The organism is Streptomyces sp. NPDC090442, from assembly GCF_044769405.1.
Lineage (GTDB): Bacteria > Actinomycetota > Actinomycetes > Streptomycetales > Streptomycetaceae > Streptomyces.
Window position 1 is genome coordinate 25,242 of sequence record NZ_JBIVXW010000055.1, and the last position, 20,956, is coordinate 46,197.

Genomic DNA, 20,956 nt, shown 5'->3' on the forward strand with positions numbered 1-20,956 from the left:
CCCTCTCTGGCGTCTGCGGTACGGGGCCGGACCGGCCGGGACGCTCAGAGCTTCGCCGCGGTGTCCGGCGGGGGCGGGGGTGATGACGGAGACGATGACGTGGGCAGGGCCTGGCCGAGCCGCAGGTTCCAGCGGCCGGCCCGACCGCTGAGTTCCGTGGCCGCCAACGGGGGCGCGTCCAGCCGCCAGAAGGCCGGCGCGGGCAGGCCGAGGACGTGTACGACCGCCGCCCGCACCACCTCCGGCTCGACGACGGCGAGCGTCCGGCCGTCCGGCGGCAGCGCGTCCAGCCAGCGCGCGACGCGTCCGCACAAGTCCTGCACCGACTCGCCACCGTGCGGCGCGCACGTCGGGTCGGCGAGCCAACGGCCCACGGCCTCCGGCTCGACGACCCCCACCTCGTCGAGGGTCCGGCCCGTCCAACGGCCCACGTCGAGACCGCTCAACTCGGCCGCGTCCGCGCCGTCGAGGCCGAGCGCGGCGGCCGTCTGACGACAGCGCGCGCTCGGGGAGACGCGCACCCGAGCGGCCCGGGGAAGCGACCCGGCGGCCGAACGGGCCCTGGCGGCGGCGCTGTCGTCGATCGCGTCACCGTCGGCGCCGCCGCCAAAACGGGCCTGCCGCAGTGACCGGCTCATCGCGGGCGTGATGAGGGTGACGCGACTGGTCACGGGGGTGCCTCCTGCTGGGTTGCGGTACGCGGGGTGTGGTGTGCGGTACGGGGTTCTGGGGACGAAGGCAAGCGATCGACATGCCACTTGGTCAGGTGTCGCCGCCGCACCCGACGCCCGACCCACGGGGTCGGCCCAGGCACCGAGGAGGCTCGACCCACCCCTCCGTCGGTGTGCCTGCGGTGGGTGTCACCCGCCCAACAGCAGCCGCTCCAGGGCTGCCCGCGCCCGGGAGTCGGACTCGGCGCGGGTGGCGATGGCCTCGGCCAGCTCCCGCACCCACTCGTCCAGGGCCACCGGGCGCCGGGAGAGGATCACTCCCCGCACCTCCCGGCACACCTCGCCGCTCGGGCGGCCGCCGGAGAGGTTCAGTACCAAGCGCTGCTCGCCCAGTGCGACGTCCAGGCACACCACCCTGCCCTCCCGGCCGGCCAGTCGATCGGCCATGCCGCGCTTGCGCTCGATCGCCACCGACCCCGGCGGCAGCGCGTCCGCCAGCGTCCCGGTGAGCACCTGGGCGTACACCTCCAGGTCGGCGGCGTCCCGGCGCAGTGCGGCGGCGAGCAGCTCGACGGAGGCGGGATCGCCGCCGGGCTCGGGCGGCACGGGGAGGTAGGAGGACATCGACAGCGGCCTTTCGTTTCGGTCTGGGTCCAACGGATCGCGTGCTACGGCCCGTCCGATGGGTCAGGGTCGGACGGGCCCTACCCGTCCAGGCTCAGCACCATCGTCGGGCGTTCGATGACGTGGTCGTCGCGCAGTGGCCGCACCGCCGTGCCGATGGCGAAGAACTCGGTGGTGTGCCCGCCCCAGCGGTGGTTGTGGGAGTTGAGTTGCACCCCCACGATGCCCTCGGCGTGCAGCTCCTCCGCCTCCCGCTGCATCCGCTCCATCGCCAACTCCCGTGCGTCGTAGAGCGCTTGGGTGAACGGCTCGATCTCCACGTTCTTGCCGATGTTGGAGAACATCGAACCGAGTTTCTGGTGGGCGATGTGGTACACGCAGGTGCCCATCACCATGCCCAGGGGGGCGTACCCGGCCCGGACCAGGGTCCAGAAGTCCTGTCCGCTCAGGTCGGAGGTGAACGGCTGCCCCTTGGCGTTGCGCCAACTGCCGTTGCCGCCGGGCGCGGGCGCGTCCGCCTTGACCGCGGTGCCGATCGCGATGAACTCGGCGATGTCGTTGCCGAACTCCCGCGCCTCGACGGAGAGTCGCACGCCCACGATGCCGTCGGCGCCGAGCTGTGCCGCCTCGGCCTCCATCCGGGTCATGGCCAACTCCCGGGCGTGGTACATGGCCTGGCTCAACGTGGTGAGCTCCTGGTTTTTTCCCCAACGCCCGAGCTGGATGCCCACGTGGTAGATCGAACTGCCCAGGACCAGGCCGAGCGGTCGGAACCCCGCCTCCCGCACGAGCAGGAACTCGTTGACCGTCAGGTCACTGGTGAAGAGCGAGCCCCCCGGTCGGCCGGGCTGGAGTTCGGCCAGCCGCCGCATCGCATCGGCCGGTACGCCCTGGGCTGTCGGGTCGGTGGCGGTCATCAGCGGTCCCCCTCGGGAAAGTGTCTGGTGGTGAGGTGATGATGGGCGGTTGGTGCCGGGTGGGTGGTGACGGCGGCGGACGGGGACCCTCGCGTCGGCGGGCGCGTCGTCACGTGGAGCGCCGTCACGTGGAGCGCCGTCACGTGGAGCGCCGTCACGTGGAGCGCCGTCACGTGGAGCGCGCACGGCGCCGGTTGGCATCCAGCGGCATCACGGTCAGGGTGCGCGGCTGCGCCTCCCGGCGAACGGTGAAGGCGGCCACCGAGGTGCCGATCAGGGTGGCCTCGGCGACGTGGTCCTTCTGGTCGGAGTCGTTGTTGCGCCGGCGCGCCCGGACGCAGTCCTCGCGCCAGACCCGCAGTCGGTTGTCGCCCAGCACCACGCCGTCCGCTCCGGACTGCCACGCCTGCTCGCCGATCCGTTGGCGGGCGTCATGACGGGTCAGCGCGACCAACTGGCTCCAGCCGGTGACCTCCTGGTTGCCGGCCGCGAACCAGTTCTGCCGCCGGGTGGTCCAGTCGTCGTGCCGGGAACCGACGGCGAGCCCCACCAGGAGGTCGACCGGCACCCAGCCCGCGTCGATCAGCTTGGCGAACCCCTGGCCGTCCAGGTGCGTGGTGAAGGGGCGCTTCGGCCGCACGTCCCCCTGTGCCCGGACGGCGGTGCCGATCACCTGGAATTCGAAACAGTGGGGCGCGGAGGGGAACGGTGCCATCGTCAGGTCCGCGGCCACCACGCCGTCCCCGCCCAGGGCCGTGCACTCCGCCGTCATCCGCGCGAGGGCCGCGTGGCGCGCCGCCATCAGCACCTCGACCAGCGCCTTGGAGGCGGCGCCCTGCCCCGATACGGCGACCGGCGCCGGCCCGGAACCGCGCCCGGACCAACCCGCGGACCGGTAGCCGCAGTCGTAGTAGCGCCAGTTGGTCCCGCCGCCCGCCACGCGGTACACGGCCGAGCCCAGCACCTGCCCGACCGGCTCGAAGCCCACCGATCTGAGCGCGGCGAACTCGCCCGTCGACAGCGCCGAGGACCACGTCCCGCTGCGCCGTGCCTCGGCCGTACGCGCCGCAGCCACCGGTGGCAACCCGCTGCCGGCAGACCACTCCCCGCTCATGGACACCCCCTCCAACTCCCCTGGAACGAGCCCTAGGAGAGCGAGTCTAGAGCGAGGGTCCGACATCGGAAGGTGCGGGGAGGGAGGAACGCACGGACGGGGGGCGTCAGTTGCCAGGCAATCCGGTGCGGTACCGGCGCAGCGCGGCACCGACTCGGCGCGGTGCTGATCTCGGCGCGGTGCAACTCGGCCGTGGCAGGGTTCGGACGCGTGGCCCAGGCGTTACCCGGCGTCCGCGAAGGACATTCACGGCACGGCATTCACATCAAACGCGCGCACCCAATCATCCGTACGACGCTCAGTTATTCGAACTCGCGAAAGCGCCCGACCCGGAGTTCGACGCGCACGCTGCCGGTCCCGCAAAACGCAGCCCGCGAAGCGCTTTCCACGAACGACCGAGCGAGACAAGCACCGTCCCGAAACAACGGGTTCGAGCCGGCGCGTGGCGCAAAGACCATGGGCGACGTTCGAATGTCGGGGGCGATTTCGAGTTGCGCATCTGCCGTGCTTTTCGTGAACCCCCAACGAAATTCGGACGTTTCGCCTCGCCCACCCCCGAAGACATCCCCCCTTGACCGCATCCCGTGAGTTCACCCAAGCGACCCGGGACCAACGAGGCCATTACGCTCCGGTGAACTCTGCGACCCTTCCGGAGCGCCGCGGGCAGCATTGACCAAGGCGGGACGACTCCGACAGAGGAACGGAAAGAGATCCGACCCGTCGGTCAACTGTCGGACTCGATAAGGGCTTTTCGGTCGCTCGGCCGAAACCTGCGGGCGGGCGGGGAAGTACCCGAGGAAGGAAGGCCGGCATCGGGCCGGCAACCAGCACCGCCCCGCCTTCAGTAGGGCGTTGACCTGTGATGGAGCTCGCGGCAGGCACACGGAAGGGCGGCCTCCGACTCCCCGTCGCGGCGCGGTGCGTCACCGTGCCGCGCGCGTCCGGGAGTTGAAGGCCGCCTTACTTCCGCCCCGTGAAGAACACAGGGAAGGAGAGTTGCCGAGCGATGCCCGGCCCCGCACCGGGGGCTTCAGCCGTCCCGTCCGGTCGCACAAGAATGCGAGGGAATGGTCCGACGCGGGGCCGGGTACGATCCTTTTCCGGCAATCAGCCAGAGACCACTACCCGTGATTACCGGGGCTTCTTGAAGCCGAGGGTCGTGGCGTCCTTCAAGGTGTAGATGGTGCCGTCGGTGTCCTTGTTGAACTGACCAACCTTGGCGGCGGCCGGCGGCATGTAACGCTCGGGAAGCTGCTTGCTCTTGGACATGACCTTCTCCTATCCATCTCGGTGGAATCCGAAGTGGCGCCGATTCATGTAAGCGGTTTCCCACCGGAGTGTCTACTCGCGTATAGCAACTCAAGCCAATGCCGGACGCTTTCTTACCTGCGGTAAGAGTTACGGCGGGTCGCGACCGCCTTCGTTCGGAGGGGCAAGGGGGCACAGCAGGACGCGCGGCTCAATAACTCCCTATACGCAGCACGGACTTGACGTATAGGGGTGACGTAGGGGGTGCGCTGCCGGCACCGAGCCGCCCGGGCCGAGGAGCGTCGGGGCCAACGCCCGTCGATCCGTTCCGTCACGCCAGTCATGGCGCGATCTCAACTGTGTGCAGTTGCGCGATCTCCATCAGTGATGGACGGTGCTGCGGCGGCCGCGCCGGCGGCGCGGAGGTCGCCCTGATACCTGGTGGTGAGGCATTGCAATCCCCCGACGACAACAACCTCGTGGTCTTTCCGGACTCCCCGGGCGGAGCCTGGGCCCACCGCCAAGTCGAGTCAGCGGCACCGCAGACGGTGGCGCACGCCTCCGGGCGGCCGTGGTTGGCCGGCTCGTGGGACCCGGCGGACCTGGTGGTGGCGGAAGCGGGCCCGGTGCGCGTTGCGGTGTTCGGCACGGTCTCCGTCACGCCGGAGCGCCTTTCCACGCTCGTCTCCCAAGTGCGCGCCCTGCCGGACCTGGACCGACTGGCCCGCCGGCTGCCCGGGAGCGCGCACCTGCTGGCGTCGGTGGACGGCCAGGTGCGGTTCCAGGGGACCGTCACCGGGTCCCGTTGCGTGTTCACCGCCTGCCTGGACGAGGTGCCGATCGCCGGTGACCGGGCCGACGTGTTGGCCGGGATCATCGGCGCGGAGCCGGACGAGGAGTTGCTCGCGGCGAGCGTGACCTCCGGCATGTTCTTCGCACCGCTGAGCGAGCGCAGTTGGTGGCGTGGTGTGGAGCAGGTGCCGGCGGACTCCTATCTGGCACTGCCCGGCAACGGCCGGGCGCGCACGGTGCGTTGGTGGCAGCCGCCGGAGCCGAACCTGCCCCTGACACAGGGGGTCGATCAGGTGCGCGAGCGGCTGCGGGAGGCGGTGGCGCTGCGGCAGCCCCGGCAGGGCAGGCTGTCGGCGGACCTGTCGGGCGGCATGGACTCCACGTCGCTGTGCTTCCTGGCCGCCGAGCACCGCCCCGACCTGTTGACCTTCCGGTGGACCGGCGGCAGCGCGATCAACGACGACCCGTTCTACGCGGAGCGGGCCGCACGCTCCCTGGAGCACGCCGAGCACCTGACCATGCCGGAGAGCAGCGCGCCGCCGGTGTTCTCCCCGCCGTACTGGACGTCCGACACGGAGGCCCCGCGGGCCACCACCCGGGGGATGAACGCCATCCGCACCGGGATCCGGCTGTTGGTGGAAAACGGTGCCACATGGCATCTGGCCGGGCACGGGGCCGACGAGTTGTTCACCGGCAGCGCCGCCTATCTGCACACGCTGTTGCGGCGCAGCCCGCTCACCGCCTGGCGTCAACTGCGCGCCCACCGGGCGCTGTCCCGCTGGCCGTTGGGGGCCAGTCTCTCCGAGCTGCTGCGCGGGGAGGACCTCGGTACGTGGTGGCGGCGGTGCGCCGACGAGCTCGTGCGCCCCGCGCCGGACAGTCCGGTCCCGGCCCTGGGATGGGGGGCGCGGCTGCCGGCGACGCCGTGGGCCACCGGGGACGCGGTGCGGACCACGCAGCAGCTCTTCCACGGCGTGGCGGCGGGGATCACGCCCCTGGCACCGGACCGCGGGCAGCACGAGGCGCTCACCGCGCTGCGCAGCGCCGGGCCCGTCTTGCGGTTGCTGTGTCGCGAGTACGCGGTCGAGGGGTTGCGCCTGGAACTGCCGTACCTGGACGACCGGGTGGTGGAGGCCGTGCTCTCGATCCGTCCCTACGAGCGCAACACCCCCTGGCGGTACAAGCCGGTGCTGGCCGAGGCGATGCGGGGTCTGGTGCCCGACGTGATCCTCGACCGGTCCACCAAGGGGGACTGCGAGGAGTCGGTCGACCGTGCCTTGCAGGACCACGTGCCGGACCTGTTGGAGCTGTTCGCGGACTCGCAGTTGGCGCACCGCGGCCTTGTCGACGTGGCGAGGTTCCGGACCACCTTGCGCACGCCGCCGCGCAGTTCCGATGTCTGGTCCGCGCAGTTGGAAGCGACGCTGGGCGCCGAGCTGTGGTTGCGGGAGATCGCGGCCCGCCCCGGCGGCCCGTCGTCGGCGACCGCCGGCCTCGTCCGGGACGGCGCCACCCCTCGTCCCCGTGTGCCCGATCCCGAGGAGGCCCTGTGACCAGTCCCCCGTGCGCCCTGCCGCCGCGTGTTCGACTTCCCCTGCACAGGCGGGTGTTGCCGCTGTTCGCGGTGGCCCTCGCCCGGCCGCTGGCCGCGCTGCCGCCCGGCTATCTGCGCATCGTGCTCCAGAGCCTGCGCGTCGGCGCCCGTCCGAGCAGCGCCGCGCAGGCCTCCGCGGCCCGCGCCGCGGTGGTCGCGGTCAGCCTGCGCTGCGCGGTCCACAACTGCCTCCAACGCTCCATCGCCGCGGCCGTGTTGTGCCGCATGAAAGGGACGTGGCCCACCTGGCAGACCGGCGTGCGCACCACGCCGTTCGCCGCCCATGCCTGGATCGAGGCCGACGGCCAGGTGATCGACGAACCGTACCCCGACGGCTACTACCGGCCGCTGCTCACCGTCGCCCCCACAACTCCCAAGCACGCGGCCCGCTAGGGCCACCTCACGGAGGAACCCGCCCCATGAAGCTGAGCCTGACCGCCCACACGCTCGCCACCGACACCGACGACGGCGCGGTGCTGATGAGCCAGCGCACCGGACACTACTGGCAGCTCAACCCGACCGGCGCCTACGCGCTCCAGCGCCTGCTCGACGGCCGCACCACCGACCAGGTGGCCGAGGAGTTCGCGGAGCGGTTCGGCATCGCGTTGGACCAGGCACGCGAGGACCTGACGGCGATGACCGACCAACTCCGGGAGTCCGGACTGGTGGAGGCGTCCTGAGCCCGGTCGGGCCGGAGAGGGAGCGGTGCGCGCCATGCTTCGACAACTGTGGACGTTGACCCGGGGGCAGCGCCGCTCGTTGAGCGCCGCCCTGCTCCTCACCCTGGTCGCGGCCGCGGTCGGCGTTGCCCAACCACTGGCCGCCAAGGGGGTGGTTGACGCCCTCACCGCGCACCGGCCGCTGTTCCTGCCGGTGGCGTGCCTGGTGCTGCTGTTGCTGTGCCAGGCACTGATCGGTTCCGGCGCCGCCTTCCTGTTGGAACGGGCCGGCGAGCGGTTCGTGTTGGACACCCGCACCAGGCTGTTCTCGCACCTGTTGCGGATTCGGATGGACGCCTTCGACCGGCTGCGCGTGGGCGACCTCATGGCGCGCGCCTCCACGGACGTGGTCGTCCTGCGGGAGGCGCTGACGCACGTCTCCGTCCAGCTCGCCACCAACCTCTGCATCGCGCTGGGCAGCGTGGGCGCGATGTTCGTGATCGATCCGGTACTGATGCTGCTCATCCTGAGCGTGCTGCTCGTCGGCAGCATCGTGATCAAGGTGCTGTCGACGCGGATCGGCCGGGTGTCGATGCAGCTCCAGACCGCCGTCGGGGCGATCTCGGCGGGGTTGGAACGCGCCCTGTCGGGCCTGCGCACGGTCCGCGCCAACCGTGCCGAACAACGCGAGATCGCCCACCTGACCGGGTTGGCCCACCACGCCTACGAGGAGGCGGTGCGCAGCGCCCGGCTCACCGCGACGATCGCGCCCGTGGCCCAGATGGCCATCAACGCGGCCTTCGTCCTGGTCCTGTTGGTCGGCGCGGCCCGCGTGGACGAGGGGGCGCTCTCGCTCGGCGCGTTGGTGGCGATCCTGCTGTACGCCAATCAACTCGGCGGCCCCGTAACCGAGTTGATCGAGGGCGTCGCCTCGGTGAGCAGGGCGAAGGGCGCCACCGAACGCATCGAGGAGGTCTACTCGTTCCCCACCGAAGACCGCGCCCTCGCACCGGCGGACCACGGCACGCCGCGTCGGCAACCGTCCCGCCACGCCCCCACGGCCCCGGCGCTGGAGCTGCGCGACCTGCGGTTCGGATACACCCCCGACACCCCGGTGCTCCGGGGGCTGTCGTTGACCGTCCCTCCGCACGCCCTCGTCGCCCTGGTCGGCCCGTCCGGAGCCGGCAAGTCCACCGCCTTCGCGCTCGTCAACCGGTTCTACGAGCCGTGGAGCGGCGACCTCCGCATCGACGGGCACGCGGCCGCGGACCTCGGGCTCGACGCCTGGCGCTCGCGGATCGGCTGGGTCGAGCAGGACTGCCCGATGTTGCACGGCACGTTGCGGGAGAACCTCTGCTACGCCGCGCCCGACACCACCACCGACGACGACGCCCTGTGGCGGGTCCTCGACCTCGTCAACCTCGCCCAGCGGGTCCGCCGGCTCCCGGCCGGGCTGGACACCGGGATCGGCGAGCGGGGCGCGCGCCTGTCGAGCGGCGAACGCCAACGGCTCGCCATCGCCCGCGCGATCCTGGCCCGCCCCCGACTGCTGCTGATGGACGAGCCCACCGCCCACCTCGACCCCGCCAACGAGGCCGCCCTGACGGTCACGCTGCACAACCTCCGGCGGGAGTGCGCCCTGCTCGTCATCGCGCACCGGATGACCACCATCGAGACGGCCGACTCCGTCGTCATGCTCGACGGCGGAACGGCCCACGCCACCGGGACGTACGACGAACTCCTGCGCACCGACGCGGGGTTCCAACGACACGTCGCCAGTGGAACGCACTCATCGCCAACTCTCGGCCAGAGCCCGGTGGTTGTCCCCGAACACCCCGCCGTCTGAGCGGCGCCGCCTCACGCGATTCCCCGCAACCAGTCATCGACGGTCACGACGTCCGCCCACCGCGGGAACAGCCTGTCGGTGAGGGCCCGGTGCAGCTCGGGGTCGGTGTCGAGACAGGCATCCGTCAGCACGGTGAGGCCGAAGTCCAGGTCGGCGGCCTGGCACAGGGTGTGCAGCACCACACCGCTGGTGGCGAGGCCGGTGAGCACCAGACTGTCGATGCCGCGCCTCCTGAGCACCAGGTCGAGGTCGCTTCCCGAGAACGCGCTCGCCCGCCTCTTGGTGACCACGGCGTCGCCTTCCCGGGGCGCGACGTCGTCATGGATCCCGGTGCCGGGGTCGCCCTCCTGGTACCGGCCGTCCCCGGCTATCGCGCTGAGCACCCGGTTACGCGGACTGACCTCCGGGTTGTCCGGGCGCAGCCCGATCACCACGTAGATCACGGGGATGTTGGCGGCCCGGGCGCCGTCGATCGCCTTGCGCAACCGCGGCAGATAACCGGGGTCGTCGACGACGACATCCACGATGTCCCGTTGAACGTCCATCACGAGGAGTGCGCTGTTCGCCATGTCCTGCCCCTGCCCTTGTGCCTTGTCCGTTGTGGACAGGAGTCTGCCTGGCTTTTCACCGCGCGTCACTGAGAAAACCTCGGCGACTCAGGCGACTTGGGGCACTCAGCGCACCTCTTTGATGCGGATCTGGTTGCCGGCCGGATCGCGGAAGGCGCAGTCGCGGACGCCGTAGGGCTGCTCGGTCGGTTCCTGGACGACCTCGGCGTCGCTGGCCTGGAGGCGCTCGAAGAGGCCGTCGAGGTCTTTGGTGGCCAGGAGGATCCAGCCGTAGGTGCCCTTGGCCATCATCTCGGTGATCGTGCGGCGCTCCTCGTCGGTGACGCCGGGGTCGGCGGCCGGCGGCGCGAGGAGGAGGCAGGTGTCGGGCTGGCCGACGGGGCCGACCGTGATCCAACGCATCGGGCCCCGTCCGACGTCGCTGCGGACCTCGAAGCCGAGGACGTCGCGGTAGAAGGCCAGCGAGGCGTCCGGGTCGGTGTGCGGGAGGACGCTCGTGTCGATGGTGATGTTCATGGCAGTCACGCTAATCGGGGTCGGCGGCCGGTGCCTCCCGGTTCCTGATCGGCCTGGTCACCTGCTTCGCCACGCACGGCGGGATGCCCTCCGTGGGCTGCGCCGCCTGGCGCCGGTAGGTGCTGGGCGGCACCCCGACGAGCTCGGTGAAGCGGGTGCTGAAGGTGCCCAACGACGCACAGCCGACCGCGAAGCAGACCTCGGTGACGCTGAGGTCGCCGCGCCGCAGCAGCGCCATCGCGCGCTCGATGCGCCGCGTCATGAGGTAGGAGTACGGCGACTCACCGTAGGCGAGCCGGAACTGGCGGCTGAGGTGCCCGGCCGACATGTGCACGCCGCGGGCCAGCGCCTCGACGTTCAGCGGGCGGTCGTACTCCCGGTCGATCCGGTCGCGGACGCGGCGCAGGCGCGCGAGATCGCTCAGGTGTTGCGCCGTGGTGGGTCTGCTGGTCACCTGCCCGATCGTGCCACGGGGCTCGTCGCCGCCCAAGGCCACCGGCTCCCCGCCCCCGGCGCAATGGCGCCCCCCTCTTGGCTCGCGACTGCAACGCGATATAACGCAAGTTCGCGAACAACGGATCACGCACCACACCTCACGCATGACGGATCACACATCACCGACCGGGGAGAGACATGCCGGGTGAGACCTTGACCACTGGTCGGCCCCAACGCCTGGGCGCGGCGCCCGCGTTGCGGGCCTCGCACGCGGACCGGGACCGCACCGTGGACCTCCTGCGCATCGCGGCGGGCGACGGCCGACTGACCGCCGCCGAGCTGGACGAGCGTCTGGAGTCCGCGTTGGGCGCGCGGACGCTCGGTGAGCTGGCCGAGCTCACGACCGACCTGCCGGCCACGACGGGCGCCGCCCGGGACGACGGCGCGGCGGGCCTGGCGGACGTGCTCCGGATCGACCAGGAGGGCGGCTCCTTCCGCCGCGACAGCCGGTGGACGGTGCCGCGACGGGTGGAGATCCTGTCGTCCTGGTCGGAGGTGACGCTCGACTTCACCGAGGCCGTGCTGACGCAGGGCACCCTGCGCATCGGCATGGACATGCGCGGCGGACTCCTGCGCCTGGTGACGCGCCCGGGTATCGCCGTGAACACCGACGCCCTCGCGGTGCGCTACGGCAAGGTCACCATTCCGCGCCAGGCCGGCCCGACGGAGTCGACCGTCCTGCACGTGGAGTTGGCCGGCCAGATGGACTTCAGTCGGGTCGCGGTGCGGGTTCCGCGCCGACCCTTCCGGCGGTGGCGGCACCGCGCGTCCGTCTGAGGCGCGGTGCCGGACGGCCGGTCACCGCGGGCACCGCCGGGCTCATCGCCACGCCCCGCCACCGGTCACGTCGCCGCGTTCGCCGCGTTCGCCCTCAACTCCCGCCACCAGCAGGCCCGATGGCCGCACGCGGAGCGGACCCCGCCGCGCCAGCGAAGATCACCCGGGTACAGAATCACCCGTATGTCGATAACGAACACCCCGACGGCGGCGACGATCGACGACGCTCCGCTGATCGGTCGCACCTTGGCCCGGGCCTTCGACGACGACCCGATGATGCGGTGGTTCTTCACCGACGACGCCTCGCGCGCGACGAGCCTGGGCCGCTACTTCACCACCCTCTTCACCCGGCAGTACGTCCGGCACTGCGTGTGCGAGCGGACCGGGGCGGCGGCCGCCTTCTGGGTCCCGCCGGAGGCGCGGGCCAAGGCCGTTCCGGACGCGGAGACCATCGCGGAGCTGGTGGAGCTCCTCGGCGACCGGGCGCCGCTGTTCCGGGACACCGTCGAGGCGGCCGCCGAACACGCGCCCCAGGAACCGCACTGGTACCTGGCGGTGATCGGTGCCGACCCGGCCGCCCAGGGCCGGGGCCACGGGGCCGCCCTGCTCCGCTCGGGGCTGGCCAAGGCCGACGCGGAGGGCCTGCCCGCCTATCTGGAGTCCTCCAAGCCGGACAATCTCTCCTTCTACGAGCACTTCGGCTTCACGGTGCGTACGGAGCTGCACCTGCCGGAGGGCGGACCGGTGTTGTGGGCGATGCGCCGCGATCCGCGCCGCCCGGCCGGGGTCTAGCAAAAACCCCGGGAGAGATACGGGAGTGGCCGGCGCGCCTCTGTCTTTCGGTAGAGCCGGGATCGCCCGTGAGGTTCACGGCGGCGCGGTCAGGGGCGCCGATACTGGGGAGCGTGTCGCTCACCAGTCGTTTCCGCCGTTTCGTCCGTTACCGGTCCGCCGCGTTGTCGCGCGAGCCGGCGGTGGAGTCGGTGGGGGCGGCGCTGGCGGCGCTGACGCTGTTCGCGGTGGTGGCGCGTCTCGACTACCTGCCACACCCCGGCTACCACCTGCTGGCGGTCCCCGCCGGTGCCGTGCTCTTCCCGCTGCGCCGTCGTTTCCCGGCCGCCGCGCTGCTGGCGCTCGCGGCGCTGACCGGGGCGCTGCCGTGCCTGGGTCCGGTCACGGCGGCGGCCGCGTACAGCGTGACCCGCCGCACGGTCCGGGCCCGTCGCCGGACCCGCCTCCTCGGTGCCGCCGGTCTGCTCTCGGTGGTCACCGCGACGGCGACGGCGCCCTGGCTGGGCCCCGGTTCGATCCCGTACGGGGTGGCGCTGGGCCTGGTCCTAGCGGTCACCGCGGTGCTCGTGCCGGGCCTGGTCGGCACCGTGTACGGCCAGCAGAACCGCCTGGTCAGGGCGTTGCGGGAGCGCGGCGACGCGGCGGAACGGGCCCGGCGGCTGGCCGACAGCGAGGCCCGGGTCCAGGAGCGGTCCCGGATCGCCGCCGAGATGCACGACATGGTGGGCCACCGGCTCAGCCTGGTCTCGCTGCACGCCGGCGGGCTGGAGCTGGCCCTCGAAAAGGCCGATCCGGAGCTGCGCGAAGAAGCGGTCCTGGTGCGCCGCACCACCGGGGACGCGATGCGCGAGTTGCGGCAGGCGCTGGGGGTGCTCGGGCCGCTCGGCCGGGACACCGGGCCGGACGCGCTCACCGATGCGACCGGTACCCGCGCGGGCGTCGAGGCGCTGGTCGCGGAGTCCCGCGACGGGGGCATCGCCGTCCAACTCGACTGGCGGGGCGCCGATCTCGCGGACCGCCCGCAGCGGGTCCGGCGCGCGGTGCACCGGGTGGTGCGGGAGGCGCTGACCAATGTGCACCGGTACGCGGCCACCGCGCATGTCACCGTCCGGGTCGTGCACGATGCCGAGACGGTGCGGGTCACGGTCCGCAACGGCGCTCCCCCCGCGCCGTCGGTCGCCGCCGGGGAGGTGGGCACCGGTCGCGGCCTCGCGGGGCTGCGGGAGCGGGTGGAGTTGCTCGGCGGCGCGTTCGACGCCACCGCGCTGCCGTCCGGCGGGTTCGAGGTGACGGCCGTCGTGCCGGCCGAGCCCGGCGAGATCGTCGCCGGTGAACGGCCCGGCGCCGCACTCGCCGCGCCCACGCCCGGTACCGGCGCGCGCGACGACTCCGTGCAGCGTGGCCGCCGGACCGCCGAGGCGCTGACGCTCGTCTTCGGGCTGGCGGGGCTGGGGCTGCTGATGATCCTCGGCATCGGGTTCGTCTTCGTGGGCCATCCCCGGGGCGTTCACCCGCCGCCCCAACCGCCCTACGTGGGAATGCCGTTCCAGGACCTGGCCAAACAGGGCGTGGCGGACTTCCCCGCCATACGGGCCGCGGCCACCGGTCACGAACCGCCCCGCCCGGCCGGCGCGGTCGGCTGCATCTACCCGCTCGGCGACGCCCACGGGGCCCGCCCCGGCAGCTTCCCGGTGACCCGCTACTGCTTCGACGCCGCGCACCGCCTCATCGCCATCGACCGCTTCACCGTCCCGTCGGTTCGGGACGCCGCACCCTGGGAGACCCCCCGATGACCGAGCCCGCCCGGCCGATCCGTGTCCTGCTCGCCGACGACGAGGCGATGGTCCGGCACGGGGTCCGGCTGATCCTCCGGCACGCCGACGACATCGACGTCGTCGCGGAGGCCGCCGACGGGCGGCAGGCCGTGGCGGAGGCCGCCGCGCACCACCCCGATGTGGCGCTGGTGGACATCCGGATGCCGGTGTGCGACGGGCTGAGCGCGATCGAGCCGCTGCTGGCCCTGGAGCCGGCGCCGCGGGTGGTGATGCTGACGACCTTCGGCGACGAGGACAACGTGGTCCGGGCGCTGGGGGCCGGCGCCTCGGGTTTCCTGCTGAAGGACGAGGGCCCGCAGGAGCTGATCCGCGCGGTGCGGGCGGCCGCGGCCGGCGATGCCGTGCTCTCCCCCGGCGTCACCGGCTCGGTGATCGCGCGGATGCTGCGCGGCGGGGCCGGGACCGTCTCCGCCACGGCCGGGGACGACCGGATCGACCGGCTCACCTCCCGGGAGCGGGAGGTCCTCGCGATGCTCGGCGAGGGGCTGTCCAACCAGGACGTCGCCCAGCGGCTCGGGATCGGGGTCGGCACCGTGAAGACGCACGTCGGCGCGATCCTGGAGAAGACCGGTTCGACGAGCCGGGTGCAGGCGGCGGTCCTCGCCCATCGGGCGGGCCTGACCTCCTGAGGGCGGGGCCGGCCTCGTCCCGCGGCCGGCTCGTCCTGCTCACCCGGCGCGGCCCGTTGGAAACCCGCTGCCGAACCGCCTCTGCCCAACGGCAGAGACGCCTCCCCCACGAGGTCTGTCCAAGGACAGGGACAAGCCCGCCGCCTCTCCCCTCCGGCAGAGCCCAACTCCCGCCTCCAGAGCGATGTTTCCCCAAGTGAGAGCGGTGAGGATGGTGGTGTTCCTCCGGTCCGCCGCGCCATCGGCGGGCCGTCACACCCCAGGCGGAGTTCTCATGTCACAGACGTTCCCCACCCCCGGCTCCCACGCCACCGAACCGGCCGCCCGCGCCACGGGCCTGACCAAGGTGTACGGAAAGGGCGAGACGGAGGTGACCGCGCTGGACTCGGTGTCCGTAGAGTTCGCGCGGGGCCGGTTCACCGCCGTGATGGGCCCCTCCGGCTCCGGCAAGTCCACGCTGATGCACTGCATGGCCGGTCTGGACAAGATCAGCTCCGGCTCGACGCGGATCGGCGGCACCGAGCTCGGCTCCCTCTCGGACAAGCAACTGACCGCGCTGCGGCGGGACAAGGTGGGGTTCGTCTTCCAGGGCTTCAATCTGCTGCCCACCCTCACCGCGCGGGAGAACATCCTGCTGCCGCTGCTGCTCGCCGGTCGCCAGCCCGAGGATGCCTGGCTGGAGGCGGTCGTCAACACGGTGGGCCTGGCCGGTCGCCTCACCCACCGCCCCAGCCAGCTCTCCGGCGGCCAACAGCAGCGGGTCGCGGTGGCCCGGGCCCTGGTCTCGCGCCCCGAGATCGTCTTCGCCGACGAGCCGACCGGCAACCTCGACTCCCGTTCCGGCGCCGAGATCCTGGGCTTCCTGCGCGACTCCGTACGGGAGTTGGGGCAGACAGTGGTGATGGTCACCCACGATCCGGTGGCCGCCGCGCACGCGGACCGGGTGGTGTTCCTGGCGGACGGCCGGCTCGTGGACGAGCTGCTCGAACCGACCGCGGACGCGGTGCTCGACCGGATGCTCCGGTTCGAGGCCCAGGGCCGCACGCGCTGAACCGACCGGGCGCCGCCGGTCGTCCGCCCCGCGCCGCGCACCGCCGCCGGCGCAACGGGACCCCGGCCCCCGCCCGTCCCTTGCCTCTCCACCTCCCAACGCCCCTGGAACTGCCTCCATGCTGCGAACAGCCCTGCGCAACGTCCTTGCGCACAAAGCCCGTCTGCTGATGACCGTGCTCGCGGTCTGCCTCGGTGTCGCCTTCGTCTCCGGCACCCTCGTCTTCGCCGACTCCTCCGCCGCCGCGTTCCGCGCCGCCGCCTCCAAGAACTTCGCCGACATCGCGGTCAGCGTGGACCCGAAGTTCGCCCCGTCGACCAACGCGACCGACCAGCGCACCACCGCCCTGGACGACGCGCTGGTGGGCAGGTTGGCCAAGGTGCCGGGCGTCGACACCGTGCGCCCGTTGGCCGACGGCTCCGCCACCCTGTCCGCCAAGGACGGCAGCCCGTTGCGGGCCGGCAGGACCTGGACGAACCTGGCCGCGGCCTACGTACCCGGCGCGGACGGCAAGGACGACCGCTATCCGCTGCTGAAGGGCCACGCCCCGCGCAGCGGTGACGAGTTGGCCGTGGACGCCGGCACCGCCGCCGCGGGCGGGTTCGGCATCGGCGACACGGTCAGGTTCGCCACCGACGGCCCGGTGCTGTCCAAGCGGCTCGTCGGCATCGTCTCCACCAAGGACCCGCGGGTGACCGCCGGCGGGACCCTCGCCCTGTTCGACAAGGCGACCGCCCAGCGGCTGTTCGCCTCCCCCGGCCACTACACGGGCATCGACCTGTCGGCCGCGCCCGGCACCAGTCAGGCCGAGCTCTCCCAGCGGGTCACGGCCGTGCTGCCGGCCGACCGCGCCGAGGCCACCACCGCCGCCGCCCAGGCCGCCCAACAGGCCACCAACGTCGACCGGTTGACCCGGGGCTACCAGAAGATGCCGATGATCTTCGCCGCGGTCTCGCTGTTCATCGGCTCGTTCCTGATCGTCAACACCTTCACGATGCTGGTGAACCGGCGCACCCGGGAGATCGCGCTGCTGCGGGCGATCGGCGCGTCCCGCCGCCAGGTGGTCCGCTCCGTCCTGTTGGAGGCCGCCCTGGTCGGCCTCGCCGCGTCGGTGGTCGGGTTCGTGCTCGGCCTGGGCATCGCCATGGTGCTGCCGCACGCCCTGAGCGCCTCGGCGGGCCCGCTGCCCAGCGGCCCGCTGGTCGTCGGCTTCCCGCCGATCGCCGCCGCGCTCGCCGTGGGCGTCGGCGTCACCGTGCTCGCCGCGTGGCTGCCGTCCCGTCAGGCGGCCAGGATCGCGCCGGTCGAGGCGCTGCGCACGGCCGAACAACCGCCCTCCACCGCTCGCTCCCGGATACGCGGCCTGGTGGGACTCGTCCTCTTGGCGCTCGGAGCGGGGCTGTTGGTGTCGCTGACCGGGGCGAAGGACGCCTCCGAGAGCAATCTCCAGGACGCGCTCCTCGGTTGCGCGCTCCTCGGCGCCGCGCTGATCGTGCTGGCGCCGCTGCTGGCCGCCCCCGTGATCCGCCTCCTCGGAGGACTGACCGGCCGCTTCGGCGTCGTCGGCCGCCTCGCACGGGAGAACGCGCTGCGTGACCCGCGACGCACCGCCGCCACCGCCTCCGCCCTGCTGATCACCACCGCACTGGTCTCCGGCCTCGCCGTCATCGGCAACTCCACCGGGCAGGCCCTCGACCGCCAGGCCGCGTCCGGCCTCGGTGCCGACTACGTGATCAGCGCCGGCACCACCACGACCACCATCGACGCGGCCGCCGCGCGACGGGTCGCCGACACCTCCGGGGTGCGCACCGCCACCGCGATCGCGGACTCCACCCTGTTCCTCGGCGGCATGACCCAGCAGATCTCCGGCGTCGACCCGGCCGCCGTGGCCGACGTCATGAAGCTCCGCTTCGTCAGCGGTTCCGCGAAGGACCTCGGACCGGGCCGCATCGCCGTGTCCCGTACCCTCGCAGAGGAGCACGGCCTCAGCGCGGGCAGCCGGCTCAACGCGAGCATCGGCCGCAGCGAGAACGTCAAGCCGTACACCGTGACCGGCGTCTACGACGACAACCCGGTCGCCGACGCCGCGCTCGGCTACCGCGCGGAGGTCCAGGCCCACAGCTTCGTGCCCGGCTCCGTCCAGCGCGTCCTGGTCCGCACCGACCACGGCACGGTGTCCAAGGAGATGGAGGACCGGCTGCGCACCGCCGTCGGCAACAACCCGCTGCTCAAGGTCCAGGACCGGAACCAGCTCGTCCATGAGGCCGCCGGCACCGTGGGCAACCTGCTCACCCTGATGTACGGGCTGCTCGCCATCGGCGTCGTGATCGCCGCGCTCGGCATCATCAACACCCTGGCCATGTCGGTGTCGGAGCGCACCCGCGAGATCGGCGTGCTGCGCGCCATCGGCATGGACCGCGTCGGCATCCGACGGATGATCCGCATCGAGGCAGTCACCGTCGCCGCGTTCGGCACGCTGCTGGGCCTGGTCAGCGGGGTGTTCGGCGCCTGGGCGGTCGGCGCCCTGGCCAACGGCGCGCTCACCACGTACTCGCTCGCGCTCCCCTGGGGAACCCTGGCCCTGGTGTGCCTGCTCTCCCTGGCGATCGGAGCGGTCGCCGCAACCCTCCCCGCCCGCCGAGCGGCCACCCTGAGCCCCCTCGAAGCCACCGCCGAACGCTAGGGCGCTTCTGACGACACCCCTCGACCCGGCCGTTGCTCCCCTCCCCCGGGGAGGCGACGGCCGGGTCGTGCCTTCTCTACGGGGAGGGCCGGGGCGCGTCTTCGAAGTGATCGACATCCAACGCTGGCACCGCCCCCTGATCCGCTTGTCGGCAACAGGGCCTCTCGCAGACGGGGTTGGCGTTGACGCCGCGAACCGAGCCGCCGCAAGGCCCGGTCGATGGGGCCTCAGGTCAGGACTTGGGTGTCGGATGGAAGGCCAGCAGCTTCCAGGTCTGGCCGTTCCGCACCCAGACGGCCAGCGTGACGTTGTTGAGCTGCTCGGCCTGCCCGTTGGAGGTGAGGTCGGCGTTCATCTCGCCGAGTACCAGCGCGGTGTCGCCGGTGACGGTGATCCGGTGTGCCGGGTGGTCGATGCGGTGGAAGGCCCCCGCCCCCTCACGCAGTTTGCGCAGATACGACTCGTAGGTGTCGGTCGCGCCGTTAGTGTGGGTGTAGAGCAATTCCCGATGACATATTTCTGACAGAGCGTCAACATCCTGCGGCGATGACCGCCGCAAACCGCTCCCGCTCCAGTCGCGCGATCGCCTCAGCGCCCCTCTCCAAGTCAGTCATGCTTCGCCGCTACCCCACCAAGATCGGCCGACCACGGGCCGCCGCCCAAGCCGTCGGCTCGACATCGCACTCCGCGGCAGTACGCGGGCGAACGGGCAAGAGCACGGCAATGCGGCCAGATAGGCAAACTGACGGTGAATCATCGCCGAACTCCCGATAGGGCACGACCCCCGCAAACTCACACCCTGCACCAGCACAAATGAAGGACGATCTCTAAACACCCGAAATTTTATGGCAGTTGCTGCGCATTCGAACACACAACGCTTTGCACAACACTGCCCTTCTCTTCACCTAACTGGGCTTCAGCGGGTCTCGGGGCTGTGCCTTACTGGGGTGCGCTACGCGCGTTGCGCCCCCCCCACTACGTCAGAGGAGAATCCGGTGAGCCCCACCCGCCGTTTGATACCCGCCCTGTGCGCAGGCGCCCTGGCCGCGGTAGGTGCCTTCGTGCCCGCCACCGCCCACGCCGCGAGCCCGTTCTCCCTGGTGATCCTCCCGGACCAAAAGGAGGGCCCGATCTACGACTTCGTCAACTCGGCGAAGAAGTCGATCGACGTGACCATCTACGAGCTCCGTGACACCACGCTCGTCAACGACCTGGTCAAGAAGCAGAAAGCGGGCGTCAAGGTCCGCGTGGTCTTCGACTCCCAGCACGCGTCCATCGACGGCGCCGCCTACAAGGCGCTGTCCGCGGCCGGCGCCGGAGTGACGTACTCGTCCTCGGACTACGTCTACACGCACCAGAAGACGATCACCGTCGACGGCGCCAAGTCCTACATCAGCACCGGCAATTTCGACACGAAGTACTACGCGACCTCGCGTGACTACGGTGTCTTCGACACCGACAAGGCCGACGTCAACGCGATCGAGAAGGTCTTCGACGCCGACTACGCGAAGACCTCCGTCACCCCGTCCGACGGCACCGACCTGGTCTGGTCGCCCACCGACTCACAAAGCCATCTCCTGGCCCTCATCAAGGGAGCGAAGCACTCCCTCGACGTCCAGCAGGAGGAGTTCGGCGACGCCGCATTGGTGAATGCCGTCGTCGCGGACGCGAAGCGCGGCGTCACCGTTCGCGTCGTCGCGGAGAACCAACGCTCGAAGTACAACAAGCAGCTCAAGAAAGTCACCGCCGCGGGCGGCAAGGTGAAGACGTATTCGAGCTCCACCGGCTACTACATCCACGCCAAGGCCATCGTCTCCGACTACGGCACCTCCGCCGCCAAGGTGTTCGCCGGCTCGGAGAACTTCTCCTCCAACTCCCTCAACCACAATCGAGAACTCGGCCTCATCGTCAGCGACACCGCGGTCATCAACGGCATCGAAAAGGCATTCAACGCCGACTTCCAGAAGGGCTCCGGCCGGGCCTGACGAATCCCGGCCGACCTCACTCCGGCGGCCGACTCGCCCACGCCCGACCCGGCGCTGACACACCAGAGGCCCGAGGCCACATACGGAAACCGCGGAATCCGCGGCAACCGCACTGGCTTCGGGCCTTTCGGTGCTTTCTGCGGCCGCAGTATGCGGACT

The 20,956-nt window shown here is 71.7% G+C and carries 20 protein-coding genes; 11 read left to right on the top strand and 9 right to left on the bottom strand.

Annotated elements, in window-relative coordinates; translation table 11 throughout:
- Window positions 1-44: 44 nt before the first annotated feature.
- The 5 genes from ACIQU6_RS31215 to ACIQU6_RS31235 form a co-directional block, all read right to left on the bottom strand.
- Window positions 45-671, bottom strand: coding sequence for a histidine phosphatase family protein (locus ACIQU6_RS31215; protein ID WP_403485064.1), 627 nt, complete (start codon window positions 669-671; stop codon window positions 45-47).
- A 189-nt stretch (window positions 672-860) separates the two neighbouring features.
- Window positions 861-1,295 carry a hypothetical protein gene (locus ACIQU6_RS31220; protein WP_403485065.1) on the bottom strand — a complete coding sequence of 145 codons (435 nt, stop codon included), beginning with the start codon at window positions 1,293-1,295 and terminating at the stop codon, window positions 861-863.
- 80 nt (window positions 1,296-1,375) lie between these two features.
- Window positions 1,376-2,212: a heavy metal-binding domain-containing protein gene (locus ACIQU6_RS31225; RefSeq protein ID WP_403485066.1), complete on the bottom strand. Its 837-nt coding sequence runs from the start codon at window positions 2,210-2,212 to the stop codon at window positions 1,376-1,378.
- Window positions 2,213-2,381: 169 nt separating this feature from the next.
- Window positions 2,382-3,326, bottom strand: a complete 945-nt coding sequence (locus tag ACIQU6_RS31230) for a heavy metal-binding domain-containing protein (RefSeq protein WP_403485067.1) — start codon at window positions 3,324-3,326, stop codon at window positions 2,382-2,384.
- Between the two features lie 1,131 nt (window positions 3,327-4,457).
- Window positions 4,458-4,595, bottom strand: a complete 138-nt coding sequence (locus ACIQU6_RS31235; RefSeq protein WP_403485068.1) for a hypothetical protein — start codon at window positions 4,593-4,595, stop codon at window positions 4,458-4,460.
- 431 nt (window positions 4,596-5,026) lie between these two features.
- On the opposite strand from ACIQU6_RS31235, the gene ACIQU6_RS31240 reads away from it, so the two are divergent.
- From ACIQU6_RS31240 to ACIQU6_RS31255, 4 genes are read left to right on the top strand one after another with little or no spacing between them, the layout of a single operon-like run.
- On the top strand, window positions 5,027-6,919 hold the full coding sequence (locus ACIQU6_RS31240; protein WP_403485069.1) for an asparagine synthase-related protein: 1,893 nt from the start codon (window positions 5,027-5,029) through the stop codon (window positions 6,917-6,919).
- On the top strand, window positions 6,916-7,353 hold the full coding sequence (locus tag ACIQU6_RS31245) for a lasso peptide biosynthesis B2 protein (protein ID WP_403485070.1): 438 nt from the start codon (window positions 6,916-6,918) through the stop codon (window positions 7,351-7,353). Before ACIQU6_RS31240 ends, ACIQU6_RS31245 begins: the two co-directional genes overlap by 4 nt.
- Before the next feature lie 26 nt (window positions 7,354-7,379).
- The gene (locus ACIQU6_RS31250) at window positions 7,380-7,640 is read left to right on the top strand and encodes a lasso peptide biosynthesis PqqD family chaperone (protein ID WP_403485071.1); all 261 of its coding nucleotides are present in this window, start codon (window positions 7,380-7,382) and stop codon (window positions 7,638-7,640) included.
- 34 nt (window positions 7,641-7,674) lie between these two features.
- Complete coding sequence (locus tag ACIQU6_RS31255) at window positions 7,675-9,465, top strand: ABC transporter ATP-binding protein (RefSeq protein ID WP_403485072.1); 1,791 nt, start codon at window positions 7,675-7,677, stop codon at window positions 9,463-9,465.
- Window positions 9,466-9,476: 11 nt separating this feature from the next.
- On the opposite strand, the gene ACIQU6_RS31260 is transcribed toward ACIQU6_RS31255, so the two are convergent.
- From ACIQU6_RS31260 to ACIQU6_RS31270, 3 genes are all read right to left on the bottom strand, one after another.
- A complete protein-coding gene (locus ACIQU6_RS31260) occupies window positions 9,477-10,034 on the bottom strand; it encodes a cysteine hydrolase family protein (RefSeq protein ID WP_403485073.1) in 558 nt (185 codons plus the stop codon).
- Between the two features lie 105 nt (window positions 10,035-10,139).
- Window positions 10,140-10,550 carry a VOC family protein gene (locus ACIQU6_RS31265; RefSeq protein ID WP_403485074.1) on the bottom strand — a complete coding sequence of 137 codons (411 nt, stop codon included), beginning with the start codon at window positions 10,548-10,550 and terminating at the stop codon, window positions 10,140-10,142.
- A gap of 10 nt (window positions 10,551-10,560) precedes the next feature.
- On the bottom strand, window positions 10,561-11,004 hold the full coding sequence (locus ACIQU6_RS31270) for a helix-turn-helix transcriptional regulator (protein ID WP_403485075.1): 444 nt from the start codon (window positions 11,002-11,004) through the stop codon (window positions 10,561-10,563).
- 179 nt (window positions 11,005-11,183) lie between these two features.
- Here ACIQU6_RS31270 and ACIQU6_RS31275 point away from each other — a divergent pair, with 179 nt between their 5' ends.
- From ACIQU6_RS31275 to ACIQU6_RS31300, 6 genes are all read left to right on the top strand, one after another.
- Window positions 11,184-11,822 carry a DUF1707 domain-containing protein gene (locus ACIQU6_RS31275; protein ID WP_403485076.1) on the top strand — a complete coding sequence of 213 codons (639 nt, stop codon included), beginning with the start codon at window positions 11,184-11,186 and terminating at the stop codon, window positions 11,820-11,822.
- Window positions 11,823-12,005: 183 nt separating this feature from the next.
- Window positions 12,006-12,614 carry a GNAT family N-acetyltransferase gene (locus tag ACIQU6_RS31280; RefSeq protein WP_403485077.1) on the top strand — a complete coding sequence of 203 codons (609 nt, stop codon included), beginning with the start codon at window positions 12,006-12,008 and terminating at the stop codon, window positions 12,612-12,614.
- Window positions 12,615-12,727: 113 nt separating this feature from the next.
- Window positions 12,728-14,407, top strand: a complete 1,680-nt coding sequence (locus ACIQU6_RS31285) for a sensor histidine kinase (protein WP_403485078.1) — start codon at window positions 12,728-12,730, stop codon at window positions 14,405-14,407.
- On the top strand, window positions 14,404-15,078 hold the full coding sequence (locus tag ACIQU6_RS31290) for a response regulator (RefSeq protein ID WP_403485079.1): 675 nt from the start codon (window positions 14,404-14,406) through the stop codon (window positions 15,076-15,078). The genes ACIQU6_RS31285 and ACIQU6_RS31290 overlap by 4 nt, the downstream gene beginning before the upstream one ends.
- A gap of 274 nt (window positions 15,079-15,352) precedes the next feature.
- Entirely contained in the window at window positions 15,353-16,129 is a 777-nt protein-coding gene (locus ACIQU6_RS31295; RefSeq protein WP_403485080.1) for an ABC transporter ATP-binding protein, read from the top strand.
- A gap of 118 nt (window positions 16,130-16,247) precedes the next feature.
- Window positions 16,248-18,812, top strand: coding sequence for an FtsX-like permease family protein (locus ACIQU6_RS31300; protein ID WP_403485081.1), 2,565 nt, complete (start codon window positions 16,248-16,250; stop codon window positions 18,810-18,812).
- A 232-nt stretch (window positions 18,813-19,044) separates the two neighbouring features.
- On the opposite strand, the gene ACIQU6_RS31305 is transcribed toward ACIQU6_RS31300, so the two are convergent.
- Entirely contained in the window at window positions 19,045-19,371 is a 327-nt protein-coding gene (locus ACIQU6_RS31305) for a nuclear transport factor 2 family protein (RefSeq protein WP_403485082.1), read from the bottom strand.
- Between the two features lie 436 nt (window positions 19,372-19,807).
- Here ACIQU6_RS31305 and ACIQU6_RS31310 point away from each other — a divergent pair, with 436 nt between their 5' ends.
- Complete coding sequence (locus ACIQU6_RS31310) at window positions 19,808-20,797, top strand: phosphatidylserine/phosphatidylglycerophosphate/cardiolipin synthase family protein (RefSeq protein WP_403485083.1); 990 nt, start codon at window positions 19,808-19,810, stop codon at window positions 20,795-20,797.
- Window positions 20,798-20,956 lie beyond the last annotated feature (159 nt).

What these genes read in the sequence shown, in the direction of transcription:
- ACIQU6_RS31250 (WP_403485071.1), top strand. Translation starts at nt 7,380, where the DNA reads ATGAAGCTGAGCCTGACCGCCCACACGCTCGCCACCGACACCGACGAC.
- ACIQU6_RS31235 (WP_403485068.1), bottom strand. Translation starts at nt 4,595, where the DNA reads ATGTCCAAGAGCAAGCAGCTTCCCGAGCGTTACATGCCGCCGGCCGCC.
- ACIQU6_RS31230 (WP_403485067.1), bottom strand. Translation starts at nt 3,326, where the DNA reads ATGAGCGGGGAGTGGTCTGCCGGCAGCGGGTTGCCACCGGTGGCTGCG.
- ACIQU6_RS31225 (WP_403485066.1), bottom strand. Translation starts at nt 2,212, where the DNA reads ATGACCGCCACCGACCCGACAGCCCAGGGCGTACCGGCCGATGCGATG.
- ACIQU6_RS31260 (WP_403485073.1), bottom strand. Translation starts at nt 10,034, where the DNA reads ATGGCGAACAGCGCACTCCTCGTGATGGACGTTCAACGGGACATCGTG.
- ACIQU6_RS31265 (WP_403485074.1), bottom strand. Translation starts at nt 10,550, where the DNA reads ATGAACATCACCATCGACACGAGCGTCCTCCCGCACACCGACCCGGAC.
- ACIQU6_RS31275 (WP_403485076.1), top strand. Translation starts at nt 11,184, where the DNA reads ATGCCGGGTGAGACCTTGACCACTGGTCGGCCCCAACGCCTGGGCGCG.
- ACIQU6_RS31295 (WP_403485080.1), top strand. Translation starts at nt 15,353, where the DNA reads ATGTCACAGACGTTCCCCACCCCCGGCTCCCACGCCACCGAACCGGCC.
- ACIQU6_RS31220 (WP_403485065.1), bottom strand. Translation starts at nt 1,295, where the DNA reads ATGTCCTCCTACCTCCCCGTGCCGCCCGAGCCCGGCGGCGATCCCGCC.
- ACIQU6_RS31290 (WP_403485079.1), top strand. Translation starts at nt 14,404, where the DNA reads ATGACCGAGCCCGCCCGGCCGATCCGTGTCCTGCTCGCCGACGACGAG.
- ACIQU6_RS31255 (WP_403485072.1), top strand. Translation starts at nt 7,675, where the DNA reads ATGCTTCGACAACTGTGGACGTTGACCCGGGGGCAGCGCCGCTCGTTG.
- ACIQU6_RS31300 (WP_403485081.1), top strand. Translation starts at nt 16,248, where the DNA reads ATGCTGCGAACAGCCCTGCGCAACGTCCTTGCGCACAAAGCCCGTCTG.
- ACIQU6_RS31280 (WP_403485077.1), top strand. Translation starts at nt 12,006, where the DNA reads ATGTCGATAACGAACACCCCGACGGCGGCGACGATCGACGACGCTCCG.